Source organism: Burkholderia sp. BCC0097 (genome assembly GCF_902832985.1).
In the GTDB taxonomy this organism is placed as follows: domain Bacteria; phylum Pseudomonadota; class Gammaproteobacteria; order Burkholderiales; family Burkholderiaceae; genus Burkholderia; species Burkholderia orbicola.
Genome location: NZ_CADFDM010000007.1, coordinates 200,153 through 216,934 on the forward strand (window position 1 = coordinate 200,153; position 16,782 = coordinate 216,934).

A 16,782-nucleotide genomic window follows, 5' to 3' on the forward strand; every position below is an offset into this window, starting at 1 on the left:
CGGCGGGTTGAACCGTTCGCCGCCCGGCACACAAGAAAAACGCCCCGGTCGCCCGGGGCGTTTGTCGTTGGAGGCTTGCCATTCAGACGTGAACGATTTCCCATTCGGCGATTTCGTCCGGCACTTCGAGCGTGGCCGTGTCCAGTTCGGACGGTTGCGCGCAGTCGCCGCGGGAGATGCGGTCGGCCGCGACTTCCGGGCACGAGAACGCGCCGAGCGAGGCGTTGCCGAACGTCGCTTCCCAGCCGCCGTTTGCCGGCAGGATGTAGAACGACCCGAGCGCTGAACCAAAGCGAAATCCCTTCATTTCCGTTCTCCCTTTCTGATCACGAGCGATTCTGTTGTGCCGCCTGCCGGCTCGGCCGGCTGTGGCCCGACTGGCTGCTTGCGCCGGGTTCCGTGTCGAACGTCGTGGCGAAGCGTCAGTGCATGGAACAAAGTCTACGTCCGCGCCCCGCTCGGATGGTGCATGTAGAACGGCTTCTCGAAACAAAAATTCTGTTTTAAAAACAATAATTTATTTGCGTCGTTTTGTATTGCGGAACGTTTTTCGGCATCGCGAAACGGGAAATTTGTGCTCTGCATCACGAATTTTTATAACGCAGTGACTTGTTCCGCATCGTGAAAAATAGGTGGGTTTGCGGACCATCGAGGCCGCGAGCGCGTATGCCAGGGCCGGGTTGGAAGGCGCAAAGCGTGTTTGCTGAGGGCGCAAAGGGCGACAGATAAGTAACGATGGTTGCCAAGGCACCGCCCGGCGGCGCCGATCAGGGCGCTGTCCCTCCGCGGTGACGATGCTTGCCGCGGCGTATTGCCGCCTGCCCGGTGGCGGCGTTTTTCGATCCGGCCCTGCGGTTATGATGACGCGACCGTCGCGGCTGTCGCGCGGCGCTGCATGAACAACGAGGATCGATTGATGAGACGGAGAACCTTCCTGTCGCGCGCCATCGGCGTCGCGGCCGCGTCGCTGTTCGCACGCACCGCGTCGGCGCAGCATGCCGGTCACGCGGGCATGGCCGGCATGGATTCGATGGACGACATGCCGGGCATGTCGGGTATGTCAGGGATGTCGGCGCACGGCCAGCCCGCGCCGGCCGCGCTCGCGGCCGCCGACGCGCTGCCGGCCGGCGCGCCGCTCGCGACGTTGCGCACGCTCGCCAACGAAAGCCGTGAGCCCGGCACGTTCCGGGCGACGCTGGTCGCTCAACCGGTGGCGCGACCGCTGCTGCGCGGCGCGCGGCCGACGACGTTCTGGCAGTTCGGCGCGGGTACGCAAGGCCCCGTGGTCGGCCCGCTGATCGACGTGCGCGAGGGCGATACGGTCGAGATCCGGTTCGTGAACAAGCTGCCGCAGCCGTCGACGATCCACTGGCACGGCCTGCCCGTGCCGCCCGACCAGGACGGCAATCCGTCCGATCCCGTTGCGCCCGGCGCGTCGCGCGTGTATCGCTTCACGCTGCCGAAGGGCAGCGCCGGGACTTACTGGTACCACCCGCATCCGCACATGATGACCGCCGAGCAAGTGTTCCGCGGGCTGGCCGGCCCGTTCGTCGTGCGCGCCGCGGACGATCCGCTAGCCGGCTGGCCCGAGCGTCACCTGTTCGTGTCGGACCTGAAGCTTGCACGCGACGGCACGATTGCGCCGAACGACATGATGGACTGGATGAACGGCCGGGAAGGTCAATTCGTGCTGGTCAACGGCGCGCGCCGGCCGCGCATCGACGTCGCGAGCGATGAGCGCTGGCGTGTCTGGAATGCATGCAGCGCGCGCTACCTGCGCATCGCGTTCGACGACGGCCGCGTGTTCGAGCACGCAGGCACCGACGGCGGGTTGTTCGACGCGCCGCGGCGCGTGACGTCGCTGCTGATCGCGCCGGGCGAGCGGGCGGAACTGCTGGTGCGCGCGGGCGACCGCGCGTCGCGCGCGGTGCTGCAGGCGGCCGAGTACGACCGCCGCAAGATGGCGATGTCGCACGACGACGGCCACGGCAGCCTGCCGCCCGATCCGGCGCAGGCGCTGGCCGATGTCGCGTTTGCGCCCGCCGAGGCCCGCGCACTGCCTGCCACGCTGCGCGCGGTACCGCCGCTGGGCGAACCGGTCGCGCACAAGACGGTCGCGTTCGGCGAGGAAATGGACATGGACGCGATGATGAAGGGCGCGGCGCACGGCCGCCCGGCAGGCATGCGCTTCACGATCAACGGCGACACCTACGCGCCGCACCGCGCGACGCTGACGAGCCGCCGCGGCGACGTCGAGCGCTGGGAGATCCGCAATACGACGGACATGGACCACCCGTTCCACCTGCACGGCACGCAGTTCCAGGTGATCGAGCGGACGTCGGCCGGTTCGCGCACGAGCGAGCCGTTCCGCGCGTGGCGCGATACCGTGAACGTGCGCAGCGGTGAAACCGTGTCGCTGCTCGTCACGCAAGACATGCCCGGCGAGCGCATGTTTCATTGCCACATTCTCGAACACGAGGATCTCGGCATGATGGGTACGCTGAAGGTCGTGTAACGAAGCCGCGGATATGTTTCACATGCGGATTCGATATCCGATCTGCATGCGTGACAAGACAATGTGTGTTCAATTATCGGGATTGAACGAAAAGGCCGGCCAATCGATTATCGATTGGCCGGCCACAAAAAAAGAAACCCGGCGCTGTGCGCCGGGTTTCTTCGTCCGATATCCGATGCCTTATGCGGCCTGGATGTTCGACGCTTGCTTGCCCTTCGGTCCTTGAACGACGTCAAAGCTCACCTTCTGGCCTTCCTTCAGCGTCTTGAAGCCATTCATGGTGATAGCCGAGAAGTGCGCAAACAGATCCTCACCGCCCTCGTCGGGAGTGATGAAACCGAAGCCCTTCGCGTCGTTGAACCACTTAACGATACCAGTTGCCATTTTCCTACTTCCCCTGTCACACAGTCGCTGCTACTTACCACGAGCACGCTCGAAAAGCTAAACGACCAAAATACGGCCGTTCCCCCCTCACAAGCTCACCTCGGCCTCTTTCGTTTCGCCAATCGGCAAATTGAAAAAAGTGCCAGCTTGATTGTTGGCGCTCTTTATTGGAGTGTCAAGTGGAATTTTTAGACGTTTAGAGGGTCGTTGTAAAGAACCCATTTTCAGGGTTTTTCCGGCTTTGCTTTGCAGCATGTGACCAAGCGCGGGGGCTTGAAAAGCCGCATAATCGGCTCATATACCAGGCTCGAGTGACACGCGTTCGAGTCGTCCCGGCTTGTGGGATACTGGATGCGGACACGACGTTCCGGTGAGCTTCCCCCTGACGGTTCGTGTTCCGCGCCATGCGTGAAAGCCGGCACCGCAGCCGGCTTTCGTATGGCGCGAAGACGATCGCGTGTTCCGGGACACCGGGGAGGGCGCCGGCCGGTCGGTCGGGTAATGGCAGGATTGCGGGCCTGTCCGAGTTGTTTAGAATGGGTGTATGGCGATTATCCCGGACAAGCAGGACAGCACCGTCCTGGAACGCAAGCAGCAGAAGCTCAAGCCGCCTTCGATGTACAAGGTGGTGCTGCTCAACGACGACTTCACGCCGATGGAGTTCGTCGTCATGGTGGTCCAGGAGTATTTCAAGAAGGATCGCGAGACGGCCACGCAGATCATGCTGAAGGTCCATCGCGAAGGGCGAGGGGTATGTGGGGTCTATACGCGGGACATCGCGTCGACCAAGGTTGAGCAAGTCGTTACCCATGCGCGGCAGGCAGGGCATCCGCTGCAGTGCGTGATGGAGGAAGCATGATTGCCCAGGAATTGGAAGTCAGCCTGCACATGGCGTTCATGGAAGCACGCCAGGCGCGCCATGAATTCATTACGGTCGAGCACCTGCTGCTGGCCCTGCTGGATAATCCGACGGCAGCCGAGGTGTTGCGCGCGTGTGCGGCCAACATCGAGGACTTGCGTCAGAACCTGCGCAATTTCATCCACGACAACACACCTACCGTCCCGGGTACCGACGATGTCGATACCCAGCCGACGCTCGGTTTCCAGCGTGTGATCCAGCGCGCGATCATGCACGTCCAGTCGACGTCGAACGGCAAGAAGGAAGTCACCGGCGCGAACGTGCTGGTCGCGATCTTCGGCGAGAAGGATTCGCACGCCGTGTACTACCTGCAGCAGCAGGGCGTCACGCGTCTCGACGTGGTGAACTTCATTTCGCACGGCATCGCGAAGACGAACAGCGGCGAAGCCGCGAAGTCGACCGATGCGAATGCGGAAAGCGAAGACGCGAACGCGCAGAAGGAAACCCCGCTCGCGCAGTTCACGCAGAACCTGAACCAGATGGCGAAGGACGGCCGCATCGATCCGCTGATCGGTCGCGAGCCGGAGGTCGAGCGCGTCGTGCAGGTGCTGTGCCGTCGCCGCAAGAACAACCCGCTGCTCGTCGGCGAAGCCGGCGTCGGCAAGACCGCGATCGCGGAAGGGCTCGCGTATCGCATCACGCGCGGCGAAGTGCCGGACATCCTCGCGAACGCGCAGGTGTACTCGCTCGACATGGGCGCGCTGCTGGCGGGCACCAAATATCGCGGCGATTTCGAGCAGCGGCTGAAGACGGTGCTGAAGGAGCTCAAGGAGCGCCCGCACGCGATCCTGTTCATCGACGAAATCCATACGCTGATCGGCGCGGGCGCCGCGTCGGGCGGCACGCTCGATGCATCGAACCTGCTGAAGCCGGCGTTGTCGTCGGGCACGCTCAAGTGCATTGGCGCGACCACGTTCACCGAGTATCGCGGCATCTTCGAGAAGGATGCGGCGCTGTCGCGGCGCTTCCAGAAGGTGGACGTGACGGAGCCGAGCGTCGAGCAGACGGTCGCGATCCTGCGCGGGCTGAAGTCGCGCTTCGAGGAGCATCACGGCGTCAAGTACTCGTCGGGCGCCCTGTCGGCCGCGGCCGAGCTGTCGGCGCGCTTCATCACCGACCGTCACCTGCCGGACAAGGCGATCGACGTGATCGACGAGGCGGGCGCCGCGCAGCGCATCCTGCCGAAGTCGAAGCAGAAGAAGACGATCGGCAAGAGCGAGATCGAGGAAATCATCTCGAAGATCGCGCGCGTGCCGGCGCAAAGCGTGTCGCAGGACGATCGCAGCAAGCTGCAGACGCTCGATCGCGACCTGAAGAGCGTCGTGTTCGGCCAGGATCCGGCGATCGACGCGCTCGCGGCCTCGATCAAGATGGCGCGCGCGGGCCTCGGCAAGATGGACAAGCCGATCGGCGCGTTCCTGTTCTCCGGCCCGACGGGGGTCGGCAAGACCGAAGTGGCGCGCCAGCTCGCGTTCACGCTCGGCATCGAGCTGATCCGCTTCGACATGTCGGAGTACATGGAGCGTCATGCGGTGAGCCGGCTGATCGGCGCGCCGCCGGGCTATGTCGGGTTCGACCAGGGCGGCCTGCTGACCGAAGCCGTCACGAAGAAGCCGCATTGCGTGCTGCTGCTCGACGAAATCGAGAAGGCGCATCCGGACATCTTCAACGTGCTGCTGCAGGTGATGGACCACGGCACGCTGACGGACAACAACGGCCGCAAGGCGGATTTCCGCAACGTCATCATCATCATGACGACGAACGCGGGCGCCGAGTCGATGCAGAAGGCGACGATCGGCTTCACGACGCGCCGCGAAACCGGCGACGAGATGACCGACATCAAGCGCCTGTTCACGCCGGAGTTCCGCAACCGGCTGGATTCGATCATCAGCTTCCGCTCGCTCGATGAGGAAATCATCATGCGCGTGGTCGACAAGTTCCTGATCCAGCTCGAGGAACAGTTGCACGAGAAGAAGGTCGACGCGCTCTTCACCGACGCGTTGCGCAAGCATCTCGCGAAGCACGGCTTCGACCCGCTGATGGGCGCGCGGCCGATGCAGCGGCTGATCCAGGACACGATCCGGCGCGCGCTGGCCGACGAACTGCTGTTCGGCAAGCTGCTCAACGGCGGCCACGTGACGGTCGACGTCGACGAAAGCGACAAGGTGCAGTTGTCGTTCGACAAGCTGGCGAATCCGCCGCACAAGCCGAACGAAGAGACGGTCGAAGTCGAGTAAGCGATAATTCGTTGTTCATGCGAACGGCGCGGGAAGTTCTCCGCGCCGTTTCGTTTTATCCGGCGCCGGCGGCGCGATGGTGGTGCAGGGGAGTGGTAACGCAGTGACACAACAACAACGATCGTTCGACGCTATCGTCGCGCGCGAACAAGGGTTGCGCCACGCGCTGACGTCGGGGCAGATGGCGATGATCGCGATCGGCGGCGCGATCGGCACGGGGCTGTTCCTCGGCAGCGGGTTCGCGATCGGGCTCGCCGGCCCGAGCGTGCTGGTGTCCTATGCGATCGGCGCGCTGATCGCGCTGCTGCTGATGGGCGCGCTCGCGGAAATGACCGTCGCGCATCCGACGGCCGGCTCGTTTGGCGCCTATGCCGAGCATTACGTCGGCCCGCTTGCGGGCTTCCTGGTGCGCTATGCGTACTGGTTCGCGGTCGTGTTCGCGATCGGCACCGAGATCAGCGCGATCGCGGTGTTCATGAAGTACTGGTTCCCGGCCGTGCCCGGCTGGTACTGGGTCATTGGCTTCTCCGCGCTGCTGATCGCGGTGAACCTCGCGAGCGTGACGCTGTACGGGACGGTCGAATACGCGTTCTCGCTGCTGAAGATCGCGGCGATCGTCGTGTTCATCGTGCTTGGCGCCTATCTCGTGTGGGCGGCGCCGGCCGCATCGGGCATCGGCTTCGCGAACTACACCGCGCACGGCGGCTTCATGCCGAAGGGGCCGTGGGGTACCTGGGTCGCGGTGATCGTCGCGATCTTCAGCTACATGAGCATCGAAGCGGTGGCGATCGCGGCCGGCGAGGCGCGCGATCCGCAGCACGCGGTCACGCGCGCATTCCGCTCGACCGTGTTCCGGCTCGTGCTGTTCTACCTGCTGACGCTCGCGCTGATGCTGGCGATCGTGCCGTGGACGCAGGCCGGCACCGACGAAAGCCCGTTCGTGAAGGTGATGGCCGCGACGCATGTGCCGTATGCGGCCGGCGTGATCAATTTCGTGCTGTTGATCGCCGCGCTGTCGGCGATGAACAGCCAGCTTTACGTGACGACGCGGATGATGTTCAGCCTGTCGCGCGCGCGCCTCGCGCCCGCGGTGTTCGGCCGGCTCGGCGCGAACGGCGTGCCGCGGGCGGCGCTGTGGATCTCGACGAGCGGCGTTGCGGTGGCGGCCGTGCTGGTCGCGCTCGCGCCCGACACCGCGTTCACGGTGATGATGGCGATCGCGATGTTCGGCGCGCTGTTCACGTGGCTGATGATCTTCGTCACGCACCTGCGGTTCCGTGCGCGGTATCGCGGGCCCGCGCTCGCGTTCCGGATGTGGGGGCACCCGGTCGGCAGCCTGCTCGGCGCGGGGCTCGTCGCCGCGATCCTGCTGACGACCGCTTTCACACGCGAATTCCGGATGACCATGGTGGTCGGCGTCGTGTTCGCCGTGCTGCTGACGCTCGCCTACGCGCTGCATTACCGGCACCAGCACGCGCGCTGACCGCGCCGGCGTGAGCACTCGCTGCCGTTCGTCACGTTCGCTAAGGTTCCGTTAAGCGAGCGGCGACTACATTCGATCCTGTCTGCATGGCATGCCGATCCGCACCGGCGCGCCGCTTCCTGCAAAAAGGGGTTCGAATGAACAAACTGCCCGAAATCACGCTCGCGTTCTGGATCATGAAGATCTGCGCGACGACGCTCGGCGAAACCGGTGGCGACCTGCTGTCGATGACGCTGAACGTCGGCTACGCGGTGAGCTCGATCCTGCTGTTCGGTTTCTTCCTCGCGACGCTGGGCGCCCAGCTCAGGACGACGCGCTATCACCCGGCGATCTACTGGGCCGTGATCGTCGCGACGAGCACGGCCGGCACGACGATGTCCGACTTCATGGATCGCACGCTCGGCCTCGGCTATGCGGCCGGCGCGTCGATCCTCGTCGCGATCCTGCTGGCGATCTTCGCGGTCTGGCGCCTCAGCGGCGAATCGCTGTCGGTCGACCTGATCCGTACGCGCAAGGTCGAGCTGCTGTACTGGATCGCGATCCTGTTCTCGAACACGCTCGGCACCGCGCTCGGCGACTTCCTCGCGGACAGCTCGGGGCTCGGCTTCGGCGGCGGCGCGCTGCTGATCGGCGGCCTGCTGGCGGCGATCGTGCTCGCGCACTACTTCACGCGAATCTCCGGCGTGCTGCTGTTCTGGGCCGCGTTCGTGCTCACGCGTCCGTTCGGCGCGACGGTCGGCGACCTGCTGACGAAGCCGGTCGCGAAGGGCGGGCTTGCGCTCGGCACGGTCGGCTCGTCGGCGGTGCTGCTCGGCGTGCTGGTCGCGATGGTCGTCTACGCGAGCATCGCGCAGGCGCGGCGCCGCGAACCGGCGTCCGCGCGGATTGCGCAGCCCGCCGGCAAGTGACGGCGCGTGAAAAGGAAAGGGGCCACTCGGCGTGGCCCCTTTTTTCATGCCGCGTAACTCAGTGGCGGCCGGTGCTGCCGAAGCCGCCTTCGCCGCGATCGCTCTCGGTGAATTCGTCGACGATGTTGAACTGCGCCTGCACGACCGGCACGATCACGAGTTGCGCGAGGCGTTCGAACGGGTTCAGCACGAACTCGGTCTGGCCGCGATTCCACGTCGAGACCATCAGCTGGCCCTGATAGTCGGAGTCGATCAGGCCGACGAGGTTGCCGAGCACGATCCCGTGCTTGTGGCCGAGGCCCGAGCGCGGCAGGATCAGCGCCGCATAGCCGGGGTCCGCAAGGTGGATCGCGAGGCCCGTCGGCACGAGCGTGGTTTCTCCCGGCTGCAGCGTGACCGGTGCGTCGAGGCACGCGCGCAGGTCGAGGCCGGCGCTGCCGGTGGTCGCATAGGCGGGCAGGTAGTCGCGCATGCGCGCGTCGAGAATCTTCAGGTCGAGTTTCATGCGGTCGTCGAATCGGTCGGAGAAGGGCGCGGCGGCAAGCGCCGCCGCGCGGGGATCAGATCAGGCGGTTGTCGGGCAGGCGCTTCGCGATTTCCGCGACGAGCACATGCGCGAGTTCGTCTTTGGGCGCGCGCGGCAGGCGCGTGAGGCCCGCGGCCTCGAACAGCACGACTTCGTTGTCGTCGCGGCCGAACGTCAGCGGGCCGAGGTTGCCGACGAGCAGCGGCACGTTCTTGCGCTTGCGCTTCTCGTCGCCGTGCACGTCGAGGTCGCCGCTTTCGGCCGCGAAGCCGACGCAGAACGGCGCGTCGGGCAGCGCGGCGACCGACGCGAGGATGTCGGGATTCTCCACGAACGCGAGCGCTGGCATCTTGCGGTCGGCCGTCTTCTTCATCTTGTGCTCGGCCGGCTGGTCGACGCGCCAGTCGGCAACGGCGGCTACCGCGATGAAGATGTCGGCGTCGGCCACTGCATGCATCACCGCGTCGTACATCTGCTGCGCGGTCTGTACATCCTGGCGGTACACACCCCACGGTGTGTCGAGCGCGACCGGCCCGGCGACGAGATGCACGTCGGCGCCGGCCTGTTGCGCGGCGCGCGCGAGCGCGAAACCCATCTTGCCGCTGGAGCGGTTGGTCAGGCCGCGCACCGGGTCGAGCGGTTCGAACGTCGGGCCGGCCGTGATCAGCACGCGGCGGTGCGCGAGCACCTTCGGCGCGAAATGCGCGACGATCGCTTCATAGATCGCCTCGGGCTCGAGCATGCGGCCGTCGCCGACTTCGCCGCATGCCTGCGCGCCCGAATCGGGGCCGAGCACCGATACGCCGTCCGCGCGCAGTTGCGCGGCGTTGCGTTGCGTGGCCGGGTTCTGCCACATCTGGCGGTTCATCGCGGGCACGACGAGCAGCGGACAGTCGCGCGCGACGCACAGCGTCGACAGGAGATCGTCGGCGAACCCGTGCGCGAGCTTCGCGAGGAAATCGGTCGACGCGGGCGCGATCACGATCGCGTCGGCTTCGCGCGACAGGTCGATGTGCGCCATGTTGTTGTCGATGCGCGCGTCCCACTGGCTCGTATAGACGGGCCGGCCCGACAGCGCCTGCATCGTGACGGGCGTGATGAACTGGGTGGCGGCGTCGGTCATCGCGACCTGCACGGTCGCGCCGGCCTTCACGAGCAGCCGCGTGAGTTCGGCGATCTTGTAGCAGGCAATGCCGCCCGTCAGGCCGAGAACGAGGTGTTTTCCTGCAAGTTCTGCGTGTGCCAACTCAGGCCTCCTGGGATCAAACGGAACGGCCGGCGCGAAGCCGGCCGTCGACACGGAGTATGCGCGCTCAGCGCGAGCCGCGCACGCGTCGCAGCTCGTCGTAGATCAGCAGCACCGCGCCGACCGTGATCGCGGAATCGGCGAGGTTGAACGCCGGGAAGTGCCACGCGCCGAGGTGGAAATCGAGGAAGTCGATCACGTGGCCGTAGACGAGCCGGTCGATCACGTTGCCGAGCGCGCCGCCGAGGATCAGCGCGAGTGACACGCTGAACAGCCGCTGGTGGCCGTGGCGCTTCAGCAGGAAGCAGATCACGAGCGTCGCGCCGACGCCGAGCGCGGTGAACGCCCAGCGCTGCCAGCCGCTCGCGGTCGACAGGAAGCCGAACGCGGCGCCGCGGTTGTACACCAGCACGAGGTTGAAGAACGACGTCAGCGCATGCTGCGCGCCGTACGCGAACGTTTTGAGGATCGCGATCTTCGACAGCTGGTCGAACAGGATCACGATCAGCGAAATGCCGAGCCAGGGCGCGAGCGCGCCGCTGGCCGGTTTCGACAGGGTCTTCGCCATGGTTACGCAGCGCTCCGGATTTCGCCGTTTTCAAACAGGTTGGAGAAGCAGCGGCCGCACAGCGTCGGATGCTCGGCGTGCGCGCCGACATCTTCGCGGTAGTGCCAGCAGCGCTCGCACTTCTGGTACTTCGACGCGGCCACGTCGACGCTTTCCTGCGCTTCGTCGTCGACCTTGACGACCGTCGCGGCCGACGTGATCAGCACGAACTTCAGGTCGTCGCCGAGACTCGTCAGCGCGTCGTAGCGCGCGCCGCTCGCATGCACGGCCACTTCGGCCTGCAGCGACGAACCGATGCGGTTCGCGGTGCGCGCTTCCTCGAGCGCCTTCGTCACGTTGCCGCGCACGTCGCGCAGCAGCGCCCACTTCTCGATCAGCGCGGCCGAGCCGGCGACTTCCGGATACGCATAGTAGGTTTCCGTGAAGATCGTGTCGCTCGCCGGCTGGAACACCTTCCACGCTTCTTCCGCAGTGAACGACAGGAACGGCGCGAGCACGCGCAGCAGGCCGTGCGTCAGGTGGTACAGCGCGGTCTGCGCGGAGCGGCGCGCGCGCGAATCGGCGGCGCTCGTGTACAGGCGATCCTTCAGCACGTCGAGGTAGAAGCCGCCGAGGTCTTCCGAGCAGTACGTCTGCAGCTTCGCGACGACCGGGTGGAATTCGTACTTCTCGTAGTGGCCGAGCAGTTCGGTCTGCAACTGCTGCGAGAACGCGACCGCATAGCGGTCGATCTCGAGCCATTCGTCGACCGGCACCGCGTGCTGCGCGAAGTCGAAATCCGACAGGTTCGCGAGCAGGAAGCGCAGCGTGTTGCGGATGCGGCGATAGCCTTCCGTCACGCGCTTCAGGATTTCCTCGGAGATCGCGAGCTCGCCCGAGTAGTCGGTCGACGCGATCCACAGGCGGATGATTTCCGCGCCGAGGCGGTTCGCGACTTCATGCGGGTCGATGCCGTTGCCGAGCGACTTGCTCATCTTGCGGCCTTCGCCGTCGACCGTGAAGCCGTGCGTGAGCAGGCCTTTGTACGGCGCGCGGCCGTCGATCATCGATGCGGTGAGCAGCGACGAGTGGAACCAGCCGCGATGCTGGTCCGAGCCTTCGAGGTACAGGTCGGCCGGGAACTGCAGCTGATCCTTGTGCGAGCCGCGCAGCACGTGCCAGTGCGTCGTGCCCGAGTCGAACCACACGTCGAGCGTGTCGCGGTTCTTTTCGTACAGGTTCGCGTCGTCGCCGATCAGCTCGCGCGGGTCGAGCGATTGCCACGCCTCGATGCCCGACTGCTCGACGCGCTTCGCGACTTCCTCGAGCAGCTCGAGCGTGCGCGGGTGCAGCTCGCCGGTCTCCTTGTGCACGAAGAACGCCATCGGCACGCCCCACTGGCGCTGGCGCGACAGCGTCCAGTCCGGACGGTTCGCGATCATGCTGAACAGGCGCTGCTTGCCCCACGACGGGTAGAACGCGGTCGCGTCGACGCCTTCGAGCGCGGTTTCGCGCAGCGTCTTGCCGCCGTCTTGCGGCGTCACGTCCATGCCGGCGAACCACTGCGACGTCGCGCGGTAGATGATCGGCGTCTTGTGGCGCCAGCAGTGCATGTAGCTGTGCGTGTACTTCTCGCTGCGCAGCAGCGAGCCGGCCGCGTGCAGCGCGTCGACGATCTTCGGGTTCGCGTCCCAGATCGACAGGCCGCCGAACAGCGGCAGCGATTCGATGTAGCGGCCGTCGCCCATCACCGGGTTGATGAAGTCGGAATCGGTCATCCCGTGCGCCTTGCACGACTGGAAGTCCTCGATACCGTACGCGGGCGACGAGTGCACGACGCCGGTACCCGTGTCGGTCGTCACGTAGTCGCCGAGGTAGACCGGCGCGGTGCGCTTGTAGCCGGGGTGGGCCGATGCGAGCGGGTGGTGGAAGCGCAGGTTCGCGAGCTTCACGCCGGGCGCGGTCGCAATGACGCGGCCCGTCAGCTTGAAGTCGGTCATGCAGGCTTCAACGCGTTCTTGCGCGATGATCAGCAGACCGCGCTCGGTGTCGACCAGCGCATAGATGATTTCGGGATGGAGGTTCAGCGCCTGGTTGGCGGGGATCGTCCACGGCGTGGTGGTCCAGATCACGATGCCGCCCTCGGCGCGCGGCAGCGCCGGCAGGCCGAACGCGTGCGCGGTCTTTTCCGGTTCCGCGAACGCGAACATCACGTCGATCGTCGGGTCGGTGCGGTCCTTGTACTCGACTTCCGCTTCGGCGAGCGCCGAGCCGCAGTCGAAGCACCAGTTCACCGGCTTCAGCCCGCGATACACGTAGCCCTTCTCGATGATCTTGCCGAGCGCGCGGATTTCCTCCGCCTCGTTCACGAAGTTCATCGTCTTGTACGGGTTGGCCCAGTCGCCGAGCACGCCCAGGCGCTTGAAGCCGACCTTCTGCTTCTCGATCTGCTCGGTCGCGTACGCGCGCGCCTTGCTCATCACTTCGGCCGCCGGCAGCGACTTGCCGAACTGCTTCTCGATCTGGATCTCGATCGGCATCCCGTGGCAATCCCAGCCCGGCACGTACGGCGCGTCGAAGCCGGCCATGTTGCGCGACTTGACGACGATGTCCTTCAGGATCTTGTTCACCGCGTGGCCGAGGTGGATGTCGCCGTTCGCATAGGGCGGGCCGTCATGCAGGATGAACTTCGGCCGGCCCTTGCTGGCCGCGCGGATCTTCTCGTAGATGCCGCGGTCTTCCCACTCCTTGACCCACTGCGGCTCGCGCTTGGGCAGGTCGCCGCGCATCGGGAACGGCGTGTCGAGCAGGTTGACCGGATACTTGGCCTGCGGTTTCGAATCGGCTTTCTTGTTGCTCATGATGGGATCGCTATCTAAATCGGGGACGCTCGGGCGTCGTGAATCGGGTAGGCGCGCGCGAGGGCGGCGCGAGGGTGCGGCGCGCGGCGCCGCCGTCCGGATCAGCTAATTCGGTCGGTGGCCGACGTCGCGAAGCCGGTCGCGCGGCTGCCCGGCGCACGGTCGCGCTCGATGAAGTACGCGCGCGCATTCGCGACGTCCAGCGCGATCGCGCGCGACAGCGCCTCGAGATCGTCGAATTTCGCCTCGTCGCGCAGCTTCTTCAGGAATTCGACACGGATCAGCTTGCCGTACGCATCGCCGTGCCAGTCGAGCAGATGGACTTCGAGCAGCACGCGGCCCGAATCGTCGACGGTCGGGCGCAGCCCGAGGCTCGCGACGCCCGGCAGCGGCTCGGGGCCGAGGCCGTGCACCTGCACGACGAAGATGCCCGCGAGCGCCGGCCGCTTGTGCTGGATCGGCAGGTTCAGCGTCGGGAAGCCGAGATCGCGGCCGAGCTTCAGCCCGTGCGCGACGTGGCCGCTGATCGCGTAGCCGTGGCCGAGCGCCTGCGCGGCCGCGTCGAGATCGCCCGCGGCGAGCGCCGCACGCACGCCGGAGCTGGAAATGCGCGTGCCGTCGCTGCCGGCCACCGTGCCCATTTGCTCGACCTCGAAGCCGTGCAGCTCGCCGGCCGCCTTCAGCGTGTCGAAGGTGCCCGCGCGCTTCGCGCCGTAGCAGAAGTCGTCACCGACCATCATCCAGCGCGCGTGCAGCCCGTTCACCAGCGTGCGTTCGACGAACGCCTGCGGCGACTGGCTCGCGAACGTGTGGTTGAAGTGCTCGACGACGACGCGGTCGACGCCGTGGTCGCGCAACGCTTCCAGTTTGTCGCGCAGCATCGCGATGCGCGGCGGCGCGCCGGCCGGATTGAAGAATTCGCGCGGGTGCGGCTCGAACGTCATCACGCACACGGGCAGGCCGCGCGCGTCCGCTGCCGCGCGCACGCGCGCGAGCAGGGCCTGGTGGCCGCGATGGACACCGTCGAAGTTGCCGATCGTCAGCGCGCACGGGGCGCGGCTCTCGGCGTTGGGCAGGCCGCGGAAGACTTTCACGATAGCGGATGCAGCGTCGGGGAATGGGCGGTGGAAGGCCGCAAAGCAGAAGATTATAAACGTTCGGGCGGGCCGACGGCCGAGAAGGCGGGAAACGCGAGGGCGAATGGTAAAATTCGCGGATGAAAAAACTCGTGATCCTGATTTCCGGTCGCGGCAGCAACATGGAGGCCATCGTCCGCGCGTGCGCGCAGGAACGCTGGCCGGCCGAGATTGCCGCCGTGATCGCCAACCGGCCCGACGCGGCCGGGCTGGCTTTTGCCGCGTCGCACGGGGTGGCGACGGCGGTGGTCGACCACCGGTCGTTCGACGGCCGCGACAGCTTCGACGCGGCGCTCGCCGCCGAGATCGACCGTTTCTCGCCCGATCTCGTCGTCCTCGCCGGCTTCATGCGCATCCTCACGCCCGCATTCGTCAGACGATACGAAGGCCGGCTGCTCAACATCCATCCGTCGCTGCTGCCTAGCTTCAAGGGCATCCACACGCACCAGCAGGCGCTGGATGCGGGCGTCGCGCTGCATGGCGCGAGCGTGCATTTCGTCATTCCCGAGCTCGACAGCGGCGCGATCGTCGCGCAGGGCGCGGTGCCGGTGCGTGCCGGCGACGACGCGGCCGCCCTCGCGCGGCGCGTGCTGACGGTCGAGCACGTGCTGTATCCGCGTGCGGTGCGCTGGTTCGTCGAGGGGCGCCTGCGCCTCGAGGACGGCCGTGCAGTGGTCGCGCCCGAAGAGGCGCGCTGGATTTTCGCGGATCAACCGCAAACCGAAACGAGTGAGGGCGTATGAAGCTGCACGGATTCCTGATTGGCCAGACCGAAACCCTGCTCGCCGAGGTGCTGAAGTTCGCCGGCCCCGCCGACGCGACGACGAGCCGGTTCTTCCGCGCGCACCCGAAGCTCGGGCATGCCGAGCGCGGCGTGATCGCCGAGGCCGTGTTCGCGGTGCTGCGCCGGAAGATGGAGTTCTCGCATCTCGCCGAGAGCGGCACGGGCACGCCCGCGCGGCGCCTGACGCTGCTCGGCCTGATGCAGACGATGGGCCGCAATGCGCTGAAGCCGTTCCTGTCCGACACCGAGTCCGCGTGGCTCGAGCACGTGTCGAAGATCGATCCGGCGAGCCTGCCCGTGCGCATTCGCACTAACTTGCCCGACTGGATTCACCAGGCGCTGTCTGAGCGTTTCGACGCCGAGGAACTCGCGCAGCTCGCCGCCGCGCTGAACTACCCGGCGCCGCTCGACCTGCGCGCCAACGCGCAGAAGGCGACCCGCGACCAGGTGATCGAAGCGCTGCGGGTGAGCGGCATCGAAGCGGGCGCGACGCCGTTCGCGCCGTTCGGCGTACGCGTGGTCGGCAAGCCGGCGCTGACGCGTCTTAAGCTGTTCGAGGAAGGCGCGATCGAGGTGCAGGACGAAGGCAGCCAGCTGCTGTGCTCGCTCGTCGCGCCGCGCCGCGGCGAGATGGTCGTCGATTTCTGCGCGGGCGCGGGCGGCAAGACGCTCGCACTCGGCGCGATGATGCGCTCGACCGGGCGCCTCTATGCGTTCGACATCTCGGAGAAGCGTCTCGCGAAGCTGAAGCCGCGCCTCGCGCGCAGCGGGCTGTCGAACGTGAACCCGGTGCTGATCGACAGCGAGCACGACGCGAAGATCAAGCGGCTCGCCGGCAAGATCGACCGCGTGCTGGTCGATGCGCCTTGCAGCGGGCTCGGCACGTTGCGCCGCAATCCGGACCTGAAATGGCGCCAGACGCGTACGGCGATCGACGAGCTGACGCCGAAGCAGGCGTCGATCCTCGCGAGCGCCGCGCGGCTCGTGAAGAAGGGCGGGCGGCTCGTCTACGCGACCTGCAGCGTGCTCGACGCCGAGAACGAGCGCATCGTCGAACAGTTCCTGGCCGATCATCCGGAGTTCACGCTGGTGCCGGCGCAGCAGGTGCTGGCCGACCAGCGCATCGAGCTCGAGACGGGTGACTACCTGTCGTTGTGGCCGCACCGTCACGCGACCGACGGCTTCTTCGCCGCGGTGCTCGAGCGCCGCGCCGCGCAGTAACGACTGCCCGGACGG

General features: G+C 66.4%; 15 protein-coding genes. 7 read left to right on the forward strand and 8 right to left on the reverse strand.

Features of this window, described 5'->3' with window-relative positions:
* Window positions 1–82: 82 nt before the first annotated feature.
* A complete protein-coding gene (locus HWX07_RS24050) occupies window positions 83–307 on the reverse strand; it encodes a hypothetical protein (protein ID WP_006478028.1) in 225 nt (74 codons plus the stop codon).
* 609 nt (window positions 308–916) lie between these two features.
* Here HWX07_RS24050 and HWX07_RS24055 point away from each other — a divergent pair.
* Window positions 917–2,515 (forward strand): multicopper oxidase family protein, encoded by a 1,599-nt coding sequence (locus HWX07_RS24055; RefSeq protein ID WP_175877916.1) that lies wholly within the window; start codon window positions 917–919, stop codon window positions 2,513–2,515.
* A 180-nt stretch (window positions 2,516–2,695) separates the two neighbouring features.
* Here the strand turns inward: HWX07_RS24055 and HWX07_RS24060 are convergent, their stop codons facing one another.
* Both HWX07_RS24060 and HWX07_RS24065 read right to left on the reverse strand, forming a co-directional pair.
* Window positions 2,696–2,899, reverse strand: coding sequence for a cold-shock protein (locus HWX07_RS24060; RefSeq protein ID WP_006478030.1), 204 nt, complete (start codon window positions 2,897–2,899; stop codon window positions 2,696–2,698).
* 87 nt (window positions 2,900–2,986) lie between these two features.
* Window positions 2,987–3,154, reverse strand: coding sequence for a hypothetical protein (locus tag HWX07_RS24065; RefSeq protein ID WP_155123336.1), 168 nt, complete (start codon window positions 3,152–3,154; stop codon window positions 2,987–2,989).
* A 289-nt stretch (window positions 3,155–3,443) separates the two neighbouring features.
* Here HWX07_RS24065 and clpS point away from each other — a divergent pair, with 289 nt between their 5' ends.
* The 4 genes from clpS (at window position 3,444) to HWX07_RS24085 (ending at window position 8,446) form a co-directional block, all read left to right on the forward strand.
* Window positions 3,444–3,758, forward strand: a complete 315-nt coding sequence (gene clpS / locus HWX07_RS24070; RefSeq protein WP_006398529.1) for an ATP-dependent Clp protease adapter ClpS — start codon at window positions 3,444–3,446, stop codon at window positions 3,756–3,758.
* Window positions 3,755–6,055 (forward strand): ATP-dependent Clp protease ATP-binding subunit ClpA, encoded by a 2,301-nt coding sequence (clpA, locus tag HWX07_RS24075; RefSeq protein ID WP_175877917.1) that lies wholly within the window; start codon window positions 3,755–3,757, stop codon window positions 6,053–6,055. Before clpS ends, clpA begins: the two co-directional genes overlap by 4 nt.
* A 103-nt stretch (window positions 6,056–6,158) precedes the next feature.
* Window positions 6,159–7,538 carry an amino acid permease gene (locus tag HWX07_RS24080; protein WP_175877918.1) on the forward strand — a complete coding sequence of 460 codons (1,380 nt, stop codon included), beginning with the start codon at window positions 6,159–6,161 and terminating at the stop codon, window positions 7,536–7,538.
* A gap of 137 nt (window positions 7,539–7,675) precedes the next feature.
* Entirely contained in the window at window positions 7,676–8,446 is a 771-nt protein-coding gene (locus HWX07_RS24085) for a hypothetical protein (protein ID WP_175877919.1), read from the forward strand.
* A gap of 58 nt (window positions 8,447–8,504) precedes the next feature.
* Here the strand turns inward: HWX07_RS24085 and dut are convergent, their stop codons facing one another.
* The 5 genes from dut to HWX07_RS24110 form a co-directional block, all read right to left on the reverse strand.
* Window positions 8,505–8,951, reverse strand: a complete 447-nt coding sequence (gene dut, locus HWX07_RS24090) for a dUTP diphosphatase (protein ID WP_006488961.1) — start codon at window positions 8,949–8,951, stop codon at window positions 8,505–8,507.
* Window positions 8,952–9,006: 55 nt separating this feature from the next.
* On the reverse strand, window positions 9,007–10,218 hold the full coding sequence (coaBC, locus tag HWX07_RS24095; protein ID WP_124477347.1) for a bifunctional phosphopantothenoylcysteine decarboxylase/phosphopantothenate--cysteine ligase CoaBC: 1,212 nt from the start codon (window positions 10,216–10,218) through the stop codon (window positions 9,007–9,009).
* A 67-nt stretch (window positions 10,219–10,285) separates the two neighbouring features.
* Entirely contained in the window at window positions 10,286–10,786 is a 501-nt protein-coding gene (gene lspA, locus HWX07_RS24100) for a signal peptidase II (protein ID WP_124677943.1), read from the reverse strand.
* Window positions 10,787–10,788: 2 nt separating this feature from the next.
* Window positions 10,789–13,626, reverse strand: a complete 2,838-nt coding sequence (gene ileS / locus HWX07_RS24105) for an isoleucine--tRNA ligase (RefSeq protein WP_175877920.1) — start codon at window positions 13,624–13,626, stop codon at window positions 10,789–10,791.
* Between the two features lie 101 nt (window positions 13,627–13,727).
* The gene (locus HWX07_RS24110; RefSeq protein WP_175877921.1) at window positions 13,728–14,720 is read right to left on the reverse strand and encodes a bifunctional riboflavin kinase/FAD synthetase; all 993 of its coding nucleotides are present in this window, start codon (window positions 14,718–14,720) and stop codon (window positions 13,728–13,730) included.
* Between the two features lie 122 nt (window positions 14,721–14,842).
* On the opposite strand from HWX07_RS24110, the gene purN reads away from it, so the two are divergent.
* Together purN and HWX07_RS24120 are read left to right on the forward strand one after the other, a co-directional pair.
* On the forward strand, window positions 14,843–15,505 hold the full coding sequence (purN, locus tag HWX07_RS24115; RefSeq protein WP_027812397.1) for a phosphoribosylglycinamide formyltransferase: 663 nt from the start codon (window positions 14,843–14,845) through the stop codon (window positions 15,503–15,505).
* Window positions 15,502–16,767, forward strand: a complete 1,266-nt coding sequence (locus tag HWX07_RS24120) for an RsmB/NOP family class I SAM-dependent RNA methyltransferase (RefSeq protein ID WP_011546011.1) — start codon at window positions 15,502–15,504, stop codon at window positions 16,765–16,767. Before purN ends, HWX07_RS24120 begins: the two co-directional genes overlap by 4 nt.
* Window positions 16,768–16,782: the final 15 nt, after the last annotated feature.

Bases quoted from the DNA above. Each gene is read 5' to 3' on its own strand.
- HWX07_RS24085 (WP_175877919.1), top strand. From the start codon at position 7,676: ATGAACAAACTGCCCGAAATCACGCTCGCGTTCTGGATCATGAAGATC.
- lspA (WP_124677943.1), bottom strand. From the start codon at position 10,786: ATGGCGAAGACCCTGTCGAAACCGGCCAGCGGCGCGCTCGCGCCCTGG.
- ileS (WP_175877920.1), bottom strand. From the start codon at position 13,626: ATGAGCAACAAGAAAGCCGATTCGAAACCGCAGGCCAAGTATCCGGTC.
- HWX07_RS24055 (WP_175877916.1), top strand. From the start codon at position 917: ATGAGACGGAGAACCTTCCTGTCGCGCGCCATCGGCGTCGCGGCCGCG.
- HWX07_RS24065 (WP_155123336.1), bottom strand. From the start codon at position 3,154: ATGCTGCAAAGCAAAGCCGGAAAAACCCTGAAAATGGGTTCTTTACAA.
- purN (WP_027812397.1), top strand. From the start codon at position 14,843: ATGAAAAAACTCGTGATCCTGATTTCCGGTCGCGGCAGCAACATGGAG.
- HWX07_RS24060 (WP_006478030.1), bottom strand. From the start codon at position 2,899: ATGGCAACTGGTATCGTTAAGTGGTTCAACGACGCGAAGGGCTTCGGT.
- clpA (WP_175877917.1), top strand. From the start codon at position 3,755: ATGATTGCCCAGGAATTGGAAGTCAGCCTGCACATGGCGTTCATGGAA.
- HWX07_RS24120 (WP_011546011.1), top strand. From the start codon at position 15,502: ATGAAGCTGCACGGATTCCTGATTGGCCAGACCGAAACCCTGCTCGCC.
- clpS (WP_006398529.1), top strand. From the start codon at position 3,444: ATGGCGATTATCCCGGACAAGCAGGACAGCACCGTCCTGGAACGCAAG.
- dut (WP_006488961.1), bottom strand. From the start codon at position 8,951: ATGAAACTCGACCTGAAGATTCTCGACGCGCGCATGCGCGACTACCTG.
- HWX07_RS24050 (WP_006478028.1), bottom strand. From the start codon at position 307: ATGAAGGGATTTCGCTTTGGTTCAGCGCTCGGGTCGTTCTACATCCTG.